General features: G+C 67.2%; 14 protein-coding genes. 12 read left to right on the top strand and 2 right to left on the bottom strand.

What is annotated here, in order from left to right:
- The first annotated feature begins 5 nt into the window (after window positions 1-5).
- The 8 genes from cydD (at window position 6) to V5G24_RS01180 (ending at window position 11186) form a co-directional block, all read left to right on the top strand.
- Window positions 6-1925, top strand: coding sequence for a thiol reductant ABC exporter subunit CydD (cydD, locus tag V5G24_RS01215; RefSeq protein WP_394080307.1), 1920 nt, complete (start codon window positions 6-8; stop codon window positions 1923-1925).
- On the top strand, window positions 1922-3655 hold the full coding sequence (cydC, locus tag V5G24_RS01210) for a thiol reductant ABC exporter subunit CydC (RefSeq protein WP_394078767.1): 1734 nt from the start codon (window positions 1922-1924) through the stop codon (window positions 3653-3655). Before cydD ends, cydC begins: the two co-directional genes overlap by 4 nt.
- Before the next feature lie 79 nt (window positions 3656-3734).
- Entirely contained in the window at window positions 3735-5309 is a 1575-nt protein-coding gene (locus V5G24_RS01205) for a cytochrome ubiquinol oxidase subunit I (protein ID WP_394078765.1), read from the top strand.
- Between the two features lie 6 nt (window positions 5310-5315).
- The gene (gene cydB, locus V5G24_RS01200; RefSeq protein WP_394078763.1) at window positions 5316-6470 is read left to right on the top strand and encodes a cytochrome d ubiquinol oxidase subunit II; all 1155 of its coding nucleotides are present in this window, start codon (window positions 5316-5318) and stop codon (window positions 6468-6470) included.
- Between the two features lie 12 nt (window positions 6471-6482).
- Window positions 6483-6614, top strand: coding sequence for a cytochrome bd-I oxidase subunit CydX (gene cydX, locus V5G24_RS01195; protein ID WP_394078761.1), 132 nt, complete (start codon window positions 6483-6485; stop codon window positions 6612-6614).
- Between the two features lie 174 nt (window positions 6615-6788).
- Window positions 6789-8411 carry an ABC-F family ATP-binding cassette domain-containing protein gene (locus V5G24_RS01190; RefSeq protein WP_394078759.1) on the top strand — a complete coding sequence of 541 codons (1623 nt, stop codon included), beginning with the start codon at window positions 6789-6791 and terminating at the stop codon, window positions 8409-8411.
- 226 nt (window positions 8412-8637) lie between these two features.
- Window positions 8638-9906 carry a phosphoglycerate dehydrogenase gene (gene serA, locus V5G24_RS01185; RefSeq protein ID WP_394078757.1) on the top strand — a complete coding sequence of 423 codons (1269 nt, stop codon included), beginning with the start codon at window positions 8638-8640 and terminating at the stop codon, window positions 9904-9906.
- Window positions 9907-10112: 206 nt separating this feature from the next.
- Entirely contained in the window at window positions 10113-11186 is a 1074-nt protein-coding gene (locus tag V5G24_RS01180; protein ID WP_394078755.1) for a GGDEF domain-containing protein, read from the top strand.
- Window positions 11187-11323: 137 nt separating this feature from the next.
- Here the strand turns inward: V5G24_RS01180 and V5G24_RS01175 are convergent, their stop codons facing one another.
- Window positions 11324-12724 (bottom strand): carbohydrate porin, encoded by a 1401-nt coding sequence (locus V5G24_RS01175; RefSeq protein WP_394078753.1) that lies wholly within the window; start codon window positions 12722-12724, stop codon window positions 11324-11326.
- A 609-nt stretch (window positions 12725-13333) separates the two neighbouring features.
- On the opposite strand from V5G24_RS01175, the gene efeU reads away from it, so the two are divergent.
- Genes efeU through efeO (V5G24_RS01155) form a run of 4 tightly spaced genes read left to right on the top strand, consistent with a single transcriptional unit; the run spans window position 13334 to window position 17590 of the window.
- Window positions 13334-14179: an iron uptake transporter permease EfeU gene (gene efeU / locus V5G24_RS01170; protein ID WP_394078751.1), complete on the top strand. Its 846-nt coding sequence runs from the start codon at window positions 13334-13336 to the stop codon at window positions 14177-14179.
- Window positions 14180-14187: 8 nt separating this feature from the next.
- Window positions 14188-15420, top strand: a complete 1233-nt coding sequence (gene efeO, locus V5G24_RS01165) for an iron uptake system protein EfeO (RefSeq protein ID WP_394078749.1) — start codon at window positions 14188-14190, stop codon at window positions 15418-15420.
- A complete protein-coding gene (efeB, locus tag V5G24_RS01160) occupies window positions 15417-16721 on the top strand; it encodes an iron uptake transporter deferrochelatase/peroxidase subunit (protein ID WP_394078747.1) in 1305 nt (434 codons plus the stop codon). The genes efeO (V5G24_RS01165) and efeB overlap by 4 nt, the downstream gene beginning before the upstream one ends.
- A 41-nt stretch (window positions 16722-16762) precedes the next feature.
- A complete protein-coding gene (gene efeO / locus V5G24_RS01155; RefSeq protein WP_394078745.1) occupies window positions 16763-17590 on the top strand; it encodes an iron uptake system protein EfeO in 828 nt (275 codons plus the stop codon).
- A gap of 72 nt (window positions 17591-17662) precedes the next feature.
- Here the strand turns inward: efeO (V5G24_RS01155) and V5G24_RS01150 are convergent, their stop codons facing one another.
- Window positions 17663-18445, bottom strand: coding sequence for an enoyl-CoA hydratase/isomerase family protein (locus V5G24_RS01150; protein ID WP_394078743.1), 783 nt, complete (start codon window positions 18443-18445; stop codon window positions 17663-17665).
- Window positions 18446-18639 lie beyond the last annotated feature (194 nt).

The raw sequence follows: 18639 nt of genomic DNA, 5'->3' as shown, positions 1-18639 counted from the left end.
AAGGAGTGGGCGCACGGGATGCGGGCGCACAATCACCTGACACGCAAGAATCCGACGCCCAAGAATCCGACGCCCAAGAATCCGGCACACAAGGCTCCGTTGCGCGGGACGCCGCACGAGACTGCGACGCGGCGCGGCAGGTCTCCGCGACACCGGAACGCGCGGCCGCGTCCGGCCGCTCCCGGCCGGCGAAGGTGCCGCCTGCTCCGGGAATCCGGCGCGGCAGCCTGATGCAGACCGCGGCCGCGCTGGTGTGGCTTCCGCAGGCCGCCGCCCTCGCCTATGCGGTGCAAACCATCGCCGCAGGCGCGGGCGTGGACCACCTGGACATAATGCCCGTGGGCATAACGCCCGTGGATATGACTCGGGTGGCATGGGCCGCGCTGCTCGTGCTGGTGCTGGGGGTGGCGCGCGCGGGGCTTGAGGCCTGCGGCTCCCGGCTCGCCTTCCGTTCCGCCCGCGCGGCGCTGTCGCAGATGCGGGCCCGCGCGGCCATGGCCCTGTCCACCCGTTCGCCGCTGGATCGCAACCGGCCCGCCTCGGGCGCCGCCGCGAGCGCCATCGCCGAGCAGGCCGAAGCGGTGGTGCCGTATCTGGCGCGCTATACGCCGGCCCGCCAGCGGGCAACCCTCGTGCCGCTCGCCATCCTCGGCGTGGTGCTGCCCCTGTCCTGGGTGGCCGCTTTGGTGCTGCTGGTCGCGGCGCCGCTCATCCCCCTGTTCATGGCGCTGGTGGGCTGGCGCGCCAAGGAAGCCAGCGCCGCCCAGATGATCGAGACCGGCGGCATGAATGCCTTCCTGCTGGATCGCCTGCGCGGGCTTGCCACCATCCGCGCGCTGGACGCCGTCGACCTCACGGCGCAACGCCTGCTGGCCAATGCCCTTTCGGTGAAGACGCGCACCATGGCGGTGCTGCGCATCGCCTTCCTCTCCTCGGCGGTGCTGGAACTGTTCTCGGCCCTCGGCGTCGCCATGTTGGCGGTCTATATCGGCTTTCATTTCCTCGGCCCGCTCGACTTCGGCGCTTGGGGCGGGCGGCTCTCGCTCGGCGAGGGCCTGTTCATCCTGCTGCTCGCCCCGGCCTTCTTCCAGCCGCTGCGCGATCTTTCCGCGGTCTGGCACGACCGGGCGGCGGGCGAAGCCGCGCTGGAGGCGCTCGACCGCCTGGCGCACCAGGGGCTTGCCCTGCCGGACGCGGCCGTCGCCGACACCGCTCCGGCAAATCCGCCCGCCGCCGCCCCCTGCCCTCCGCCTGCGGTGCGCGGAACCGGCCTGTGCTTCCGCCATGCCGGTGGCGAGACCCCCATTCTCCAGGATTTCAGCTTCGCGGTGGCGCCGGGCGAGCGGGTCGCCCTCATCGGCGCCAGCGGCGCGGGCAAGTCCACATTGCTGGCGCTGATTGCCGGCCTCGCGCCGCCGGAAGCCGGCGAAATCGCCATAGCCGACATTCCCCTGGGCGCCGAGACGGCGGCGGAGCTGCGCCGCCGCATGGCCTGGATCGGCCAGACGCCGCATTTCTTCGCCGGCTCGCTGCGCGCCAACATCGCGCTCGGGCGTGCGGGCATCGGCGCCGCCGAGGTCGGGCACGCCCTCGCCTTCGCAGCACTGGAGCGCGTCGCCAGCGACCATGCCGGGCAGATCGGCGAAGGCGGGTCGGGCCTCTCCGGCGGCGAAGCGCTGCGCCTCGCCCTTGCCCGCGCGGCGGCGAACCCGCACGCGTCGCTGATCCTCGCCGACGAACCCACCGCCCATCTCGATGCCGCGACGGCCCGCGATGTCACCGACGGCCTGCTGCGGCTGGCCGAGGGACGCACGCTGATCCTCGCCACCCACGATCCCGCGCTGATCGCCCGCATGGACCGCACGATCGTCTTGGACCGCACGATCCTCCTGGACGGTGCGATGATCCTGGAGCCGCGCCCATGACCCGCCGCACCCTTCCGCACCCCGCGGACACCCCCGCGCCGGCCTCCCGCATGGGCGATCTCGGCACCGTCCTGGCCTTATTCTTCACCACCCGACGCGCCATGCTGATGGCGGGCCTGGCGCTCGCCGCCACCACGGTGCTCGCGGGCATCGCCTTGCTGGGCTTGTCTGGCTGGTTCATTTCCGCGACCGCATTCGCCGGCCTCTCCGCCGCGACCGCGCTCGCCTTCGACGTATTCGCGCCGGCCGCCGCCATCCGCTTTCTCGCCTTGGCGCGGACCGCCGCGCGCTATGGCGAGCGGCTGACCACCCATGACGGCGCCCTCTCCATTCTCGCGGTGCTGCGTGAGCGGTTGTTCCGCGGCTTTGCCCAGCCGGGCGCGGCGCGCGGCCTGCTGGCGCGGCCGGCGAAGCTGCTGTTCCGCCTCACCGCCGACATCGACGCACTGGATTCGCTCTATCTGCGCATCCTGGTGCCGGCCGGGGCGATGCTGGCGGCGGCGCTGGTCGCGGGGATCACGCTCGGAACCCTGCATGCCGGCCTTGGCCTCGCCGTGGCGGGCGGGCTGCTCCTTACCGGGTTCGGCCTGCCGATCCTCGCCGCACGCGCCGCCCGGCAGCCGGCCCGGCGCCGCGCTTATGCCCTGGAGGCGCTGCGCGCCCGCGCCATTGATCTCGTGGCGGGCCAGACCGAGCTGATCCTGGCCGGGCGCCTCGCCGGCCAGCGCGCCGCCATCGCCCGCGCCGATGCCGACGCGGCCAAGGCGGACGACGCCCTGGACTGGATCGAGACCGCCGTCGGCGCCGGCTTCGCCCTCGCCGGCACGGTGGTGCTGGCGGGCACGCTGCTCGCGGTCGGCCTGCTGGCGCGGGACGGGGTGATCGGCACGCCGGTGGCGGTGCTCGGCCTGCTGGTGGCTTTGGCGGCCACCGAACCCTTCGCCGGCCTTAGGCGCGGCGCCCTGGAACTCGGCCGCACCCTGCTGGCCGCCCGCCGCATCGCGCCGCGCCTGCGGCCCCAGCCGCCGGCGCTCCGGCCCAGCCTTCCGCACGCCGACCATGCGGCGCGGCTTCATGGCGTCTCGGCGCGCCACGAGGGTGCGCAGCGGGACGCCGTGCACGACCTCACTCTCGACATTCCGCGCGGCGCGCGCCTCGCGATCATCGGTGCCAGCGGCGCAGGCAAATCCACATTGCTGGCCCTGCTCAGCGGGGAGATGGCCCCGGCCGCCGGCACGCTGGAAGCCTGCCCCGCCACGCTGCTGACCCAGCGCACCGAACTGTTCCAGGACAGCGTGCGCGACAATCTGCGCCTCGCCGCCCCCGATGCCACGGACGCGCGGCTCTGGGATGCGCTGGCGGCGGCGGGGCTCGCGGCCCCCATCCGCGCCCTGCCGCGCGGGCTCGACACCCTGCTGGGCGAAGGCGGGCTCGGCCTGTCCGGCGGCGAGAGCCGGCGCCTGGCGCTGGCGCGGCTGCTGCTGCGCGCCGCTCCGCTCTGGCTGCTCGACGAACCCACCGAGGGGCTCGACGCGGCCACCGGCAGGGACGTGCTGACCCGCGTCGCCGACCATGTGGGCGCACGCACCCTTGTGATCGCCACCCATATCCGGCGGGAGGCTGAGATCGCCGACCACCTGATCATCCTCGACGGCGGGCGCATTCTCGCCCGGACGGAACGCGGCACGCCGGCCTTCGAGGCCGCCCTTGCCGCGCTGCGCCCGGACTGAACGTGCCCGCCCAACACCCCGACGGCGCCCCCGCGCCTGACCCTTGCGACTGGAGGCCGGGCCTGCCCGGAGCGATGACATGGAATTCGACATCGTAAGCTTATCGCGCCTGCAATTCGCGATGACGGCGCTCTACCATTTCCTCTTCGTGCCGCTCACGCTCGGCCTCTCCGTGCTCCTGGCGATCATGGAGACGGTCTACGTGATGACCGGACGCCAGATCTGGCGCCAGATGACCAAGTTCTGGGGCACCCTGTTCGGCATCAATTTCGTGCTCGGGGTGGCCACCGGCATCGTCATGGAGTTCCAGTTCGGCATGAACTGGAGCTATTACAGCCATTATGTCGGCGACATCTTCGGCGCGCCGCTGGCCATCGAAGGGCTGATGGCCTTCTTCCTGGAGGCGACCTTCGTCGGCCTGTTCTTCTTCGGCTGGGACAAGCTCTCGAAGGTGGGGCACCTCGTCACCACCTGGGCGGTGGCGATCGGCTCCAATTTCTCCGCACTCTGGATCCTGATCGCCAATGGCTGGATGCAGAACCCGACCGGATCGGCCTTCAACCCGCAGACCATGCGCATGGAGGTGACCGACTTCTACGCGGTGCTGTTCAATCCGGTCGCCCAGGCGAAGTTCGTGCACACCGTGTCCGCCGGCTATGTGACGGCGTCCTTCTTCGTGCTCGGCGTCGCGGCCTGGTATCTGCTGAAGGGGCGGCACGTGGAGCTCGCCAAGCGCTCCATGACGGTTGCGGCCTCGTTCGGGCTCGCGGCCGCGCTCTCCGTGGTCGTGCTGGGCGACGAGAGCGGCTATCTCGACACCGAGCACCAGAAGATGAAGCTCGCCGCCATCGAGGCCATGTGGGAGACCGAGCCGGCGCCGGCCTCCTTCACCTTGTTCGGCTTTCCCGACCAGGAAGCGCGCGAGACCCATTATGCGGTGCGCATCCCCTGGGTGATGGGCCTGATCGGCACCCGCTCGCTGACCACCGTCATCCCCGGCATCGAGGAACTGGTCGGCCATGCCAAGGACCGCATCCAGCAAGGCATCATCGCCTATGACGCACTCCAGAAGATCCGCGCCGCGGGCAGCACCGCGGTTGCCCCCGACGTGCAGAAGGCGTTCGAGGACAACGGCCGCAACCTCGGCTATGCGCTGCTCCTGAAGCGCTATGTGGATGACCCCCGGCAGGCGACGCCGGAGCAGATCAGCAAGGCCGCCTGGGACACCGTGCCCGGCGTCGCGCCCATGTTCTGGTCGTTCCGCATCATGGTGGGCCTCGGCTTCTACTTCATCGCCTTCATGACGCTGATGTTCATCCTCTCGGCGCGCCGCATGCTGGACCGCTATCCGATGCTGCTGCGGCTCGCGGTGCTGTCGATCCCGCTGCCCTGGATCGCGGCGGAATTCGGCTGGGTGGTGGCGGAATTCGGCCGCCAGCCCTGGATGATCGAAGGCATGCTGCCCACCGCCGCCGGCGTTTCAAACCTCGGCGCGACGACGGTGCTGATGACCATCTGCGGCTTCGCCCTGATCTATACCACCCTCATCATCATCGAAATGGGCCTCATGATCGGCGCGATCCGCAAGGGTCCCGCGCCGGACACCAAGCCCGAAGCGGGGCTGCTCGAAGCCCGCCTGGCCCCTGCGGAGTGATGCGCCATGATCCTTAGCGACCTGATCAATTACGAAATCCTGCGGCTCATCTGGTGGGTGCTGCTGGGCGTGCTGCTCATCGGCTTCGCCATCATGGACGGGTTTGACCTGGGCGTGACCACGCTGCTGCCGTTCGTCGCCCGCACCGACGTGGAGCGGCGGGTGGTCATCAACACCATCGGCCCGGTGTGGGAAGGCAACCAGGTGTGGCTGATCCTCGGCGGCGGCGCGATCTTCGCCGCCTGGCCCCCGCTCTATGCGGTGTCCTTTTCCGGCTTCTACCTTGCCATGTTCGCCATTCTCGCGGCGCTGATCCTGAGGCCGGTGGGCTTCAAGTATCGCAGCAAGCGCGACAGCGTCGTGTGGCGCACCTGCTGGGATTGGGCGCTGTTCATCGGCGGCTTCGTGCCGGCGCTGATCTTCGGCGTCGCGGTGGGCAATGTGCTTCAGGGCGTGCCGTTCCGCTTCGACAGCGAACTGCACATCTTCTATGAGGGCACGTTCTTCGGCCTGCTCAATCCCTTCGCCCTGCTGTGCGGGCTGCTCTCGGTCGCCATGCTGGTGACCCACGGATCGGCCTGGCTGATGGTGAAGGCGGACGGCCCGGTGGCCGCCCGGGCGCGGGCGATCGGCAGCGTGGCCGCCTTGGCCACCATCGCCTTGTTCGTCCTCGCCGGCGTCGCCCTGTACCTGTTCATTCAGGGCTATCGCCTGACCGCCCCCATGGACCCCTTCGGCCCGTCCAATCCGCTGCTGAAGTCGGTGGCGATGGAGCGCGGCGCATGGTTCGTCAATTACGCGTCCTATCCGGTGCTGCTGCTGGCGCCCGCCCTGGGCGTCCTCGGCGCGGCCGGCGCCTTCCTCGGCCTGCGCGCGCGGCGGGAAGTGCCGACGTTCCTGGCCTCGGCGCTGGGAATCTTCGGCATCATCTCCACCGTGGGCGTGTCCATGTTCCCGTTCATCCTGCCGTCCTCGATCCATCCCCAATCGAGCCTGACGGTGTGGGATGCCTCGTCGAGCCACCTCACCTTGTTCATCATGCTGGTGGTGACGGTGATCTTCCTGCCGATCATCCTGGCCTATACCACCTGGGTCTACAGCGTGCTGTGGGGCAAGGTGGACGAAGCCATGGTCACCGACAAAAACGGCCACGCATACTGAGGAGAATGCACGATGTGGTACTTCGCCTGGATGCTGGGGCTGCCGCTGGCGGCGGCCTTCGCGGTGCTCAACGCCATGTGGTTCGAATTGATGGAGGACGACACCCAGCGCCGGAAGGCGCAGGGCGAGGCGCCCGGCCGGTGACGCCGCGTCCCCATTCCTGACGTCCCATCCCCGCGCTTATTATGAGCGCGCCGGCCCCGCCGTTCCGACGACGGGGCCTTTTCACGTTTGCAGCCTTGTCCCGTTTGCGGCCTTCCCCCGGCCGGCCAAATGGCCTAAGCGCGCAGCAGCTTCATTCCAGGGTTCCCAGCGCGCATGATCCGGCTCGACTCCATCGGCAAACAGAACGGCAAGCAGATCGTCTTCATCGAGGCCTCCGCGACCCTTCTCAAGGGGGAAAAGATCGGCCTCGTCGGCCCCAACGGCGCCGGAAAGACCACCTTGTTCCGCCTCATCAACGGGCAGGAGGCGCCCGACGAGGGGCAGGTCTCCATCGATCGCGGCACCACCATCGGCTATTTCAGCCAGGACGTGGGCGACATGGCCGGACAGAGCGTGCTCGCCGAGGTGATGGACGGCGCCGGCCCGGTCAGCACCATCGCCGCCGAGCTGCGGACGCTGGAAGCGGCCATGGTCGATCCCGACCGCGCCGACGAGATGGACGCGGTCATTGAGCGCTATGGCGAGGTGCAGGGACGCTTCGAGGAGCTGGACGGCTATGCGCTGGAGGGCCGCGCCAGCGAGGTGCTCGCCGGCCTCGGCTTCACCCAGGAGATGATCGAGGGCGATGTCGGCCGCCTGTCGGGCGGCTGGAAGATGCGCGTGGCGCTGGCCCGCATCCTGCTCATGCGCCCCGACGTGATGCTGCTCGACGAGCCGAGCAACCATCTCGACCTGGAAAGCCTGATCTGGCTTGAGGCGTTCCTGAAGAATTTCGACGGCGCGCTGATGATGACCTCACATGATCGCGCCTTCATGAACCGCGTCGTCACCAAGATCGTCGAAATCGACGCCGGCGCGCTGAACAGCTATTCGGGCGATTATGAATTCTACGCCCAGCAGCAGGCGCTGGCGGAAAAGCAGCAGCAGGCCCAATTCGAGCGCCAGCAGGCCATGCTGGCCAAGGAAATCGCCTTCATCGAGCGGTTCAAGGCCCGCGCCTCCCATGCCGCGCAGGTGCAGAGCCGGGTGAAGAAGCTCGACAAGATCGAGCGCGTGGAGCCGCCGCGCCGCCGCCAGACCGTCGCGTTCGAATTCCAGGCGCCGCCGCGCTCCGGCGACGACGTGGTGAATCTCAAGAACGTGCACAAGAGCTACGGCGCCCGCCGCATCTATGAAGGGCTGGACTTCCACGTCGCCCGGCGCGACCGCTGGGCGATCATGGGCGTCAACGGGGCTGGAAAATCCACGCTGCTGAAGCTGGTGGCCGGCGCCACGAAGCCGGACGAAGGCACGGTCTCCGTCGGCGGCAGCGTGAAGATGGCCTATTTCGCCCAGCATGCCATGGAGGTGCTGGAGGGCGAGCGCACCGTGTTCCAATCGCTGGAGGATGCCTTCCCGCAGGCGGCGCAGGGCAGCCTGCGCGCGCTTGCCGGCTGCTTCGGCTTTTCCGGCGACGATGTGGAAAAGCGCTGCCGCGTGCTCTCGGGCGGGGAAAAGGCGCGCCTCGTGATGGCGCGGATGCTGTTCGACCCGCCCAACTTCCTGGTGCTGGACGAGCCGACCAACCATCTCGACATCGCCACCAAGGAGATGCTGATCGCCGCGCTGGCAGATTACGAGGGCACCATGCTGTTCGTCTCCCATGACCGGCATTTCCTCGCCGCGCTGTCCAACCGCGTGCTGGAGCTGACGCCGGAGGGCGTGCACCAATATGGCGGCGGCTATAGCGAATATGTCGCCCGCACCGGGCAGGAGGCGCCGGGCCTGCGCAGCTGAGCCTGCCAACTGGGCCTGCGCATCATCCAACACCGGGGTGCGACGATTTCCCGGGGCGCCGTCCAGAGCCTGGACGCGGGCAGCAAAAGGGTTAAGTTCGCGCCGCCCGAGAGGCTCCCGCCCCCCGGACACGGACCAGCCGGCCAAGCCGAACCCTTTTGCCGAACCCTTTTGCCGACACGGTTTCCAGCTGGCCGCTCATTCATCGTTGAAGGACGTCGAGATCGTGGACGCTAGCCTTTCCCATTCGCCGCAACTCTCGCTGGCCAAGGACAAGATCCGGATACTGCTTCTCGAAGGCGTGAACGACAGCGCCGTCGAGATGCTGACCGCCGCCGGCTATTCCAACGTGACGCGCCTGCCGAAGGCGCTCGATGGCGATGCGCTGAAGGAGGCCATCAAGGGCGTTCACCTGCTCGGCATCCGCTCGCGCACGCAGATCACCGCCGATATCGTGGAAGCCGCCGACCGGCTGATCGCCATCGGCTGCTTCAGCGTCGGCACCAATCAGGTGGACGTGGATGCGGTCCGCGCGCACGGCATCCCGGTGTTCAACGCGCCGTTCTCCAATACCCGCAGCGTCGCGGAGCTGGTGATCGGCGAGATCGTCATGCTGCTGCGCCGCATTCCGGCGCGCTCCCACGCCGCGCACGAAGGCCGCTGGGACAAGTCCGCCAACGACAGCCACGAAGTGCGCGGCAAGACCCTCGGCATCATCGGCTATGGCAATATCGGCTCGCAGCTGTCGAACCTCGCCGAAGCCATGGGAATGCGGGTGCTGTTCTACGATCACACCGACAAGCTGCGCCACGGCAATACGGAATCCACGGCGAGCCTGCAGGACCTGCTGGCGCAGAGCGATGTGGTGAGCCTGCACGTGCCGGAAACCCCGGCGACCCACGGCATGATCGGCCGCGCGGAAATCGCGGCGATCAAGGACGGCGGCTATTTCATCAACAACAGCCGCGGCACCGTGGTCGATCTCGACGCACTCGCCGACGCGGTGCGCGCCGGCAAGCTGCGCGGGGCGGCGGTGGACGTGTTCCCGGTCGAACCCGGCTCCAACAACGAGCGCTTCGTCTCCCCGCTCCAGGGCCTGGATAATGTCATCCTGACGCCGCACATCGGCGGCTCGACGGAAGAGGCGCAGGAGCGGATCGGCGCCGAGGTGGCGCGCAAGCTGGTGGATTACAGCGATTCCGGCTCCACCATGGGGGCGGTGAATTTCCCCCAGGTGCAGCTGCCGGCACGTCCCCTTGGCACGCGGTTCATCCAGGTTCAGCGCAACGTGCCGGGCATGCTCGGGCGGCTGAACGAAGTGCTCGCGCGCCATTCGGTCAACATCGCCGCGCAATATTACGAGACCCATGCCGACGTCGGCTATGTGGTGCTGGATGCCGACGCGTCCGCCACCGACAGCCAGAGCGTTCTGGAAGACATCCGCGCGCTGGACGGCACCATCCGGGCGCGGCTGCTATACGAATACAAGATCTGAGCCGCACCGCCGGACGGCGCCGCCCCAAAGGGGCGGCCTCGTCGGGAGGCCGCGTCGGGCGGCGCGGTGTTCGCGCGCCGCCCGACGCGGCCGCGATGATACGTCCGCAGGTTCAAAGCGGAACGAGACGTGCGACACTCTTGCGCCGAGCACGCCACCGCTTTTGCCTCAGCCTTGGCCGGAGAGCCCCCGTCGCGATGCCGCCATTGCCCGCACCCAGCTCGTCCAACGGCACGCTTCAGGACCTCGCGCTGCGGCGCCGGTTCCTCATGACGATCATGGCGGCCTCCCTGCTGTGGGCCGGAGGGATGATTTTCAGCTCATTCGCGGGCTGGCTGTCGCTGGGACGGGTGCAGGAGGGCAACACCTTCGCGTTCCTTCTCCTCGTCGCGGTGCTGCTGTTCGCGGTGCGATGCTGGCCGGGGCGGTTCACGCCGATCGCCGCGTTCTTCTTCCTCGCGGCGTTTTGCTATATCGGCGCGGCGCAGTTTCTGGTGCCGCGGGATTCGTTGCGGATGCTGCTTTTCTTTCCCTGCGTCGGCGCGATCTTCCTCATCTTTGGCGGCATCGCCGCCTGGATCGCAATTGCCGCCGCGCTCGCGATCTTCGCCGTCGCGGCGGTGACGAACCATGTGGTGGTCACCCCGCTTGCGGCCAGCACATTCGCGATCACGCTCGGCTTCACCGGCGTCTGCTTCCACGTCTTCAGCGTCCAGGCCCGCCGCGCGCTGGCGACCGTGTACCAGCAGAATGCCGCGCTGGATGTGGCGGCGCGGCAGGATACGCTGACCGGCCTGCTCAATCTGCGCGCGTTCCGGGAGGCCATGAACGGCCATTTCGCCGGCGCGCGCGCAGGCGATCCGTTCGCGCTCGCCTTCGTGGACGTGGACGAATTCAAGTCCATCAATGATCGCTACGGGCACGCCGGCGGCGACACCATTCTGATCGCCGTCGCCCATACGCTGAAGGCGGCGGTGCGTGGGGCGGATGTGGTCGCCCGCATTGGCGGCGAGGAATTCGCGATCCTGATGCCGCGAACCGAACTGCCGGATGCGCTCGGTGTCGCCGAACGGGTGCGGACGGAAATCCAGGACCAGGCGTTCGCGGGCGCCGCCGAGGCTCTCACCGTCACCGTTTCGGTGGGGGTGACGGTATCGCGCGCGCCGCGCTGCACGGTGGATGCCATGCTGCAAGCGGCGGACATGGCCATGTACGCCGCCAAGGCGGAAGGCCGCAACCGGGTGGTCGCCGCGCCGAAGGGGGCTGCGGGTTTATCGTAAAGTGTTTTTCCAGCGAAATGGACGCACCGCGTGTGCGCCCAAGACTGCAACGAAGGCAGGATCGCGCCGCATGAAAACAGAGGCGGCGCGGGCCGCCCCTGTCATTCAAGCATTGATGCGCTCAATAAGTGATGCGCTCAATAATTGATGGTGGTGCGCACGCCGAACACGGCGGCATTCTTGATCGTGGTCAGGCCGTTCGGATCGTTGGGATCAAGCACGCCGCCGCCGGGGTTCCAGATGTATTGGAAGTCCGGCTGGATGGTGAAGCCGGGCGTGACCTCGAACGAATAGGTGGCTTCCAGCACCGTTTCGCTGCCGCGCACAGGATAATAGGATGCGGTATAGAGGGCGATATCCTGATCCAGGCCACGCGCATAGGAGGAAACGCGCGAGGTGCCGAAGGCAACGCCGAAGGAATCGGCTTCGCGGCCGGGCACCATGCCTTTGAAATTGATGCCGCCATCGGCATAGAAGCTGATGGAATTCTGCGCATTCGGCGCCGCGCTCACCCGGCCGAAGATGCCGATGCCCTGGTCCTTGGTGCCGGGCTTGCGATAGATCATCTGATCGAGGATCGCATAGAAGGAATAATCGCCATTGCTCTGCTGGGCGATGCCGAGCGTGTCCGGATTCGCCAGCGAAAGACCGAAGATGTCATAGCGCTGGTTGGGCATGGAGTTGGAATTATACCAGCCGCCCACCTTCAAGGTACCCGGCAGCCATTTGGCATCGGCATCCTTATTGTAGCTATAGGCGGCTTCGCCGATCACGAACACGCCCTCATCCACCAGGAAGTTCAGGCCGTTCTTGTTCTCCTCCTGCGGATCGCCGCAGCAGGGTGCCGGATTGCCGTTGAACAGGCCGAGCATGACGGAGAAATTGTCGTTCGGCATCAGCTTCAGGCGCACGCCCGGGGTGGCGAGGGGATAGGCCGGGCCGCCGCTCGGCAAATCGGCGGCGAACAGGGCCGGCCAGCCGAAGGTGGAGTTCAGGAACAGGCTGCCATTGTCGCTGATGGCGAATTCGGAATCCGCGGAAAGCTGGCCGAACCGCAGGCTCGCCTTGCCGTCGGCGAAGCCCTGCTCGATGTAGAGTTCGAACAGGCGGGTCGAGGACAGGGCGTCGACATTGCTGACGCCCATGATGTTGCCGAGAAACCGGCCGGAAAAATCCGAGCCCTGGATCTGAAGCGCGCTGACGTGGAAGGTCGCGTTGTTCCAGTGGAACAGCTTGTTCAGGTCCGCGTCCATGGTGAACTGAAAGCGGCCGTTATAGGCGGTGCCGGTTCCGAGCCCGCCGCGGGTGTTGCTCCACACCTCGCCGATATAATTGACGCCGAACTGGATGCCCGCGTCCGCAAGCTTGGTGCGGGCGCCGCCCCAATCGCCGAGCCAGCCGAGCTGGGAGGCGATGGAGGGCTCCGCTTCCTCGGCGGCGGGCTCTGCGGCAGCCGGGGCCTTGGTCGACATATCGGCGGCCAGGGCCGGCGCGCCCAGCAAGGCCACCGCCGCGACGCCGGCGAGGAGCGATCTCATCAGGAGCGCGCCGTTCCGTGATCCACGCGCGGCGAGACGATCTGCAACCGAACCGGTCATCTTTTTCCCTTCCCCAAAACCACCATCCGCCCCTGGCGGCAAGGTCCCCAAACCTCGCCGCAGGCCAGATGTGATAATATCACATTTCAAGTTGACTCGTCTTATCAGGGCCCCAAAACGGTGTCGCGCCCTATCTGCACGCAGGTCGCCGATCGGCTCCGACTGTTGCAAATTTGAAACGCGCCGTGTCGCCCACCCTGTCACCTGCAAATGACAGAAACAAAACCAGCAACAAATCGCCAACAAACCTGCGTATTCACGGTCCGCGCGGCGAATTTACTCACTCTTGTCTCGACGGACCTCAAATCACCGCACCTTGCGCACACAATCGCCTTTGGCTGAACCGATTCCCGCCGCGCTCGATCATCCGCGACTTAGCCGTTGAAAGTCAAATACCTTCCGTAAGGTCATGTATAAACATTGGAATTATTCGAGTTATTAAGTTTTCACGATCCATGGCACCGCTTGTTGAGACGAGCTAACAGTATTCCTAAGCGAATATCAATGACGAATATTACGCTAGGTTAGCTGGATCCGGATCCGAAGAGCATGCTCGTTTCTTTCTTGATAATGCTGCGCGAGGGCATCGAAGCGGCTCTCATTGTCGGCATTATTGCTGGCTATCTGAAAAAGACCGGCCGCGACGCCTGGATGCCGGCGATCTGGGTCGGCATTCTGCTTGCGGCGGCTCTGTCGCTGTTCGTCGGCGCCGGGCTTCAGCTCGCCAGCGCCGAGTTCCCCCAGAAGCTGCAGGAAGCGTTCGAGGCCGGCGTCGGCCTCGTGGCGGTGTTCGTGCTCACCTCCATGGTGTTCTGGATGCGCCGCATGGGCCGCTCCATCAAGGGCGAGCTGCAGGCCTCCATCGACGCCGCCTTCAGCGAGCGCAACCAGACCCTTGCACTGATCGCGATGGTGTTCTTCGCGGTGGCGCGCGAGGGCGTTGAATCGGTGTTCTTCCTGCTCGCCACCTTCCAGCAGAGCAGCGGCATGGGCGCGCCGGCCGGCGCGGTGCTCGGCCTCAGCCTCGCCTTCGCGCTCGGTTACGGCATCTATGCCGGCGGTGTGCATCTCGATCTGCGGCGCTTCTTCCGCTGGACCGGCGTGTTCATTCTCATCGTCGCCGCCGGCATCCTCGCGGGCGCCGTGCGGTCGCTGCATGAAGCGGGCGTGTGGAACCATCTCCAGCAGACCGCCTTCGATCTGTCCGCCATCCTGCCCGCCGACGGGCCGCTCGGCACCGTCATCGCCGGCCTGCTCGGCTATCAGGATACGCCGAGCCTCACCGCCGTCATTGCTTATGTGGCCTTCCTCGGGATCACGCTCGCCTTGTTCCTCGCGCCGCACGCAAAGCCGCCGGCGTCCCATTCCCTGGCCCAGCGCGGGGGCGCGCGATGAGCGGCACCATGGACACAGCCCCGAAAGCGGCATCGCCCGCCGGCGGGCCGCACGCGCCGTCGCGCAAGGCCATGCGCCTCGCCATCGCGGGGTCCGGCCTGCTGCTGGTGATCGCGTTCGCCGCCTTCTATTGGGCGACCAGCCTCGCCAGCCGGCGCAAGGCCGCGGAGGCCGGGGACGCGGTGGCGGTCATCGTCACGGACAGCGCCTGCGAGCCCATGGACCTCACCGTGCCCGCCGGCCGCACCACCTTCGCCATCACCAATCGCTCCAACCGGGCAATGGAATGGGAGATCCTGGACGGCGTCATGGTGGTGGAGGAGCGCGAGAACATCGCGCCCGGCATCACCCAGACCCTCGCCACGCGGCTCGCCGCCGGCACCTATGACATCACTTGCGGCCTGCTCAGCAATCCGCGCGGCAAGCTGCATGTGACGCCCGCGCAGGCGGCGGATGCGGAGCCGGCGGCGCCCGCCTTGCTGGCCTTCATCGGCCCGCTGGCGGAATACCAGGTGCAATTGCTCACCCATGCCGGGGATTTCGCCAAGGCCACGTCCGCCCTCGCGCAGGCCGTGCAGGCGGGCGACCTGGAGCAGGCCCGCGCGCTTTATGGGGCGGCGCGGCTCTCCTATGCCCGCCTTGCGCCGGCGGCGGACTTGTTCGCCGATCTCGACACCCGCCTCGATGCCCGCGCCGACGATTTCGGCGGGCGCGAGCAGGATCCCTTGTTCAAAGGCCTGCACCGCGTGGAATATGGCCTGTTCGCGCAGAACACCACCGCGGGCCTGCGCGCCCCGGCCGAGGCGCTCGCCGCCGATGCCGGCGAACTCGACCAGCGCATGGCGACGCTCCAGCTCCAGCCGGACCGTATGGTGTCCGGCGCGGCCCGCCTGATGCGCCGGGCCGCCGGGCTGGAAGCTACGGGCGGCGCGGAGAAATATGCCCATTCCGACCTCGCCGACATCCAGGCCGAGGCGGACGCCGTGCTGGGCATCGCCAATCTGCTGCGCCCGCTCGCGCAAAAGGCATCGCCGGGCCTGCCCGCCCGCATCGATGCCGACGGCGCCGCGCTCACCGCCTTGCTTGCCGCGCAGCGCGATGGCGCGGGCTTTTCATCCTTCGAAACCGTCGCGGCGGACCAGCGCGCCGCGATCGCCGCCGCGCTCACCACGCTCGGCGACGACATGGACACGCTGGGGGCAGCGCTTGGCCTGACCATTTCGGGACGTTCGGCACCATGACATCTCATCCCTCTTCCCCGCATCGCACTTCATCGCTCGACCGCCGCAGCCTGCTCAAGGGGTTCGGCGCCCTCGGCGGCGCGGCGGCCGGCATACTCGGCACCGCCGCCGTCGCCCGCGCCGACGACATTTCGAGCCCCGTCACCACGGCGCCGGAAAGCAACCGCACCGCCGAGCGCGTGGACTTCTACGGCGTCCACCAGAGCGGCATCGTCACGCCCCGGCCGGCCACTGGAATGGTGGTGGCGTTCGACGTGCTGGCCACCACCCGGCCCGAGCTGGAACGCCTGTTCCGCACGCTGACGGAACGCATCGCCTTCCTGATGCAGGGCGGCGCCCCGCCCAAGCTCGACCCCAAGCTGCCGCCGGCGGATTCCGGCATTCTCGGTCCGGTGGTGGTGCCCGACAATCTCACGGTCACGGTCTCCGTGGGCGCCTCGCTGTTCGACGAGCGCTTCGGGCTCGCGCCCAAGAAGCCGCGCCATCTGACCGCGATGGAGCAGTTTCCCAACGATGCCCTCGACCCGGACCTGTGCCACGGCGATCTGTTGATTCAGTTCTGCTCCAATACGGCGGACACCAACATCCACGCGCTGCGGGACATCGTGAAGAACCTGCCGGACCTGCTGCTGGTGCGCTGGAAGCAGGAGGGCTCGGTCCCGCTGATCCCCGCGCGGCCCGGTGCCAAGGCGGAGAGCGCGCGCAATTTCCTCGGCTTTCGCGACGGCTCGGCCAATCCCGATTCCGCCGATGCCGCGATGATGGAGCGCATCGTGTGGGTGAAGCGCGGGGAGGAGCCGGACTGGGCGGCGAACGGCTCCTATCAGGTGGTGCGGATCATCCGCAATTTCGTCGAGCGGTGGGACCGCACGCCCTTGCTGGAGCAGGAGGAGATTTTCGGACGGAAGAAGGCGAGCGGCGCGCCGTTCGGCGGGCACACCGAACAGGACGTGCCCAATTACGCCGCCGATCCGAAGGGGCGGTTGACCCGGCTCGACGCCCATATCCGCCTCGCCAATCCCCGCACCAGCGCCGCGCAGGCGAACCTGATCTTGCGGCGGCCGTTCAATTATTCCAACGGCATCTCCAAATCCGGCCAGTTGGAGATGGGCTTGCTGTTCATCGCCTATCAGGCGGACCTCGAAAAAGGTTTCATCACGGTTCAAAAGCGTCTGAACGGCGAACCGCTCGAGGAATACATCAAGCCCATCGGCGGCGGCTATTTCTTCGCCCTGCCCGGTGTGTCCGGTCCCTCCGATTTTCTCGGCAGCGCCCTGCTCGCGCCGGGCGAGCCCACCTGAACATCCCGAACGATCCTGTTTTCTCCTGGAGATTTCTTCCCATGAAGCGCTCTGTTCTCATGCTCGCGACCGCGCTGTCGCTGACCCTCGGCGCGGTCCAGGCGCAGGCGGCGGTTTCCCCGCTCGACCTGGTCGCGCCGATCGCCCAGTACAAGGTCTATGTGACCAAGGAGCTGGATGCCTTCGTCACCGCCACCAAGGAGTTCACCGACGCGGTGAAGGCGGGCGATCTCGCCAAGGCCAAGGCGCTCTATGCCTCGGCCCGCGCCCATTACGAGCGCATCGAGCCGATCGCCGAATTGTTCAGCGATCTCGACGGCGCCATCGATTCGCGCGCCGACGATCATGCCAAGAAGGAGAAGGACCCGACCTTCACCGGCTATCACCGCATCGAATATGGCCTGTTCGTCACCAACAGCACCGACGGCCTTGCCCCCTTCGCCGACAAATTGATGACCGACGTGAACGATCTCCAGGCGCGCGTGAAGGGCCTCACCTTCCCGCCCGAAAAGGTGGTGGGCGGCGCCGCCGCTTTGCTGGAGGAAGTGGCGGCCACCAAGATTTCCGGCGAGGAAGACCGCTACAGTCACACCGACCTGATGGATTTCCAGGCCAATATCGACGGCGCGCAGGAGGTCTATACCCTGTTCAAGCCGCTGCTGGCGAAGGATGCGAAGAACGAGGCCTTCCTGAAGAAGGTGGATGCGAACTTCGCGTCCGTGGATGCCATCCTGGTCAAGTACAAGACCGCCGACGGCTTCGAGAGCTATGACAAGCTCAGCAAGAAGGATCGCAAGGCTTTGGCCGGCCCGGTCAATACGCTGGCGGAGGATCTCTCCAAGATGCGCGGCCTGCTCGGCCTGAAATGAACCGGCGCCACCGGTGAGACGACGCGCGCGGGGGCTCTCCGCGCGCATCTGAAACTGTCCAAGAAGAACCGGTCAGGTTCCGGTGAAGACGGCGCGCTGCTTGTTCAGGAACGCCGCGTAGCCCGCCTTATAATCCTGCGTTTCCGCGAAATCATAGAAGGCCGCGCGCTCCTCGACCGAGACCGGGGTCCAGTCGCGCAACAGCCGCAGCAATTGCGCCTTGCTGCTGCGATGGGCGAGCGGGGAACCGCCGGCGATGCGCAGCGCGGTCGCCATCGCTTCGTCGTCGAGCGCCTCAGGGGCGACAACCCGCTGCACGATGCCCTTCTGGAGCGCCTCGCCGGCCTCGAAGACGCGCCCCTCCAGCACCAGTTCGGCCAGCACGCCGCGCCCGAACAGCTTGAACAGAAGCTCGGTCTCGCCGAACGCCAGGGGAAAGCCCATCCGGTTGATGGGAATGCCGAATTTCGCGTCGGTGCTGGCGATGCGCAGGTCGCAGAGCGCGGCGATCTCCAGCCCGCCGCCCATGCAGGCCTCGCGGATCTTCGCCACCGTGGGAATGCCGCAGGCGAGAATGGCGTCCAGCGCCGGCCCCACATGCACCTCATGATAGTGCGTGACCTGGGCGCGGGTTGAGCGCTCCTGCTCGAACTCGCTGATATCCGCCCCGGCCGCGAATGCGCCGCCGGCGCCGGTCACAAGCACGCAGCGGCAGCCGCGCTCCGCATCGAGCCGCAGGAACAGATCGCGCAAGCTGGTCCACATGGCCACGCTCAGCGCGTTGCGCTTGCCGGGATTGGCGATGGTGACCACCCCGATGGCCCCCTGCATCTCGAATGTGATTTCGCCGCTCATATGCTCCGTCTCGCCCTTCACCCCACGCGGCCCGCGCGGCCCGATGTTTCGCATTTATAATATGCGTAAACTGATTTAGAAAATATTTTAATGCGAGATGGTGATCTGGATATGCTGCATCGCAAGATAAGACCGGCCGCCTTGCCCCGCGCGGGCCAATTTTCAGTCCCATCCGCCGATCATTATTTTTTAAA

It is taken from the genome of Roseixanthobacter finlandensis, from assembly GCF_043195105.2.
Lineage (GTDB): Bacteria > Pseudomonadota > Alphaproteobacteria > Rhizobiales > Xanthobacteraceae > NCEH01.
This window is presented reverse-complemented; position numbering and strand designations above follow the sequence as displayed.

Bases quoted from the DNA above. Each gene is read 5' to 3' on its own strand.
- V5G24_RS01175 (WP_394078753.1), bottom strand. From the start codon at position 12,724: ATGAGATCGCTCCTCGCCGGCGTCGCGGCGGTGGCCTTGCTGGGCGCG.
- cydX (WP_394078761.1), top strand. From the start codon at position 6,483: ATGTGGTACTTCGCCTGGATGCTGGGGCTGCCGCTGGCGGCGGCCTTC.
- efeO (WP_394078749.1), top strand. From the start codon at position 14,188: ATGGACACAGCCCCGAAAGCGGCATCGCCCGCCGGCGGGCCGCACGCG.
- V5G24_RS01205 (WP_394078765.1), top strand. From the start codon at position 3,735: ATGGAATTCGACATCGTAAGCTTATCGCGCCTGCAATTCGCGATGACG.
- efeB (WP_394078747.1), top strand. From the start codon at position 15,417: ATGACATCTCATCCCTCTTCCCCGCATCGCACTTCATCGCTCGACCGC.
- cydB (WP_394078763.1), top strand. From the start codon at position 5,316: ATGATCCTTAGCGACCTGATCAATTACGAAATCCTGCGGCTCATCTGG.
- V5G24_RS01190 (WP_394078759.1), top strand. From the start codon at position 6,789: ATGATCCGGCTCGACTCCATCGGCAAACAGAACGGCAAGCAGATCGTC.
- efeO (WP_394078745.1), top strand. From the start codon at position 16,763: ATGAAGCGCTCTGTTCTCATGCTCGCGACCGCGCTGTCGCTGACCCTC.
- cydC (WP_394078767.1), top strand. From the start codon at position 1,922: ATGACCCGCCGCACCCTTCCGCACCCCGCGGACACCCCCGCGCCGGCC.
- efeU (WP_394078751.1), top strand. From the start codon at position 13,334: ATGCTCGTTTCTTTCTTGATAATGCTGCGCGAGGGCATCGAAGCGGCT.
- V5G24_RS01150 (WP_394078743.1), bottom strand. From the start codon at position 18,445: ATGAGCGGCGAAATCACATTCGAGATGCAGGGGGCCATCGGGGTGGTC.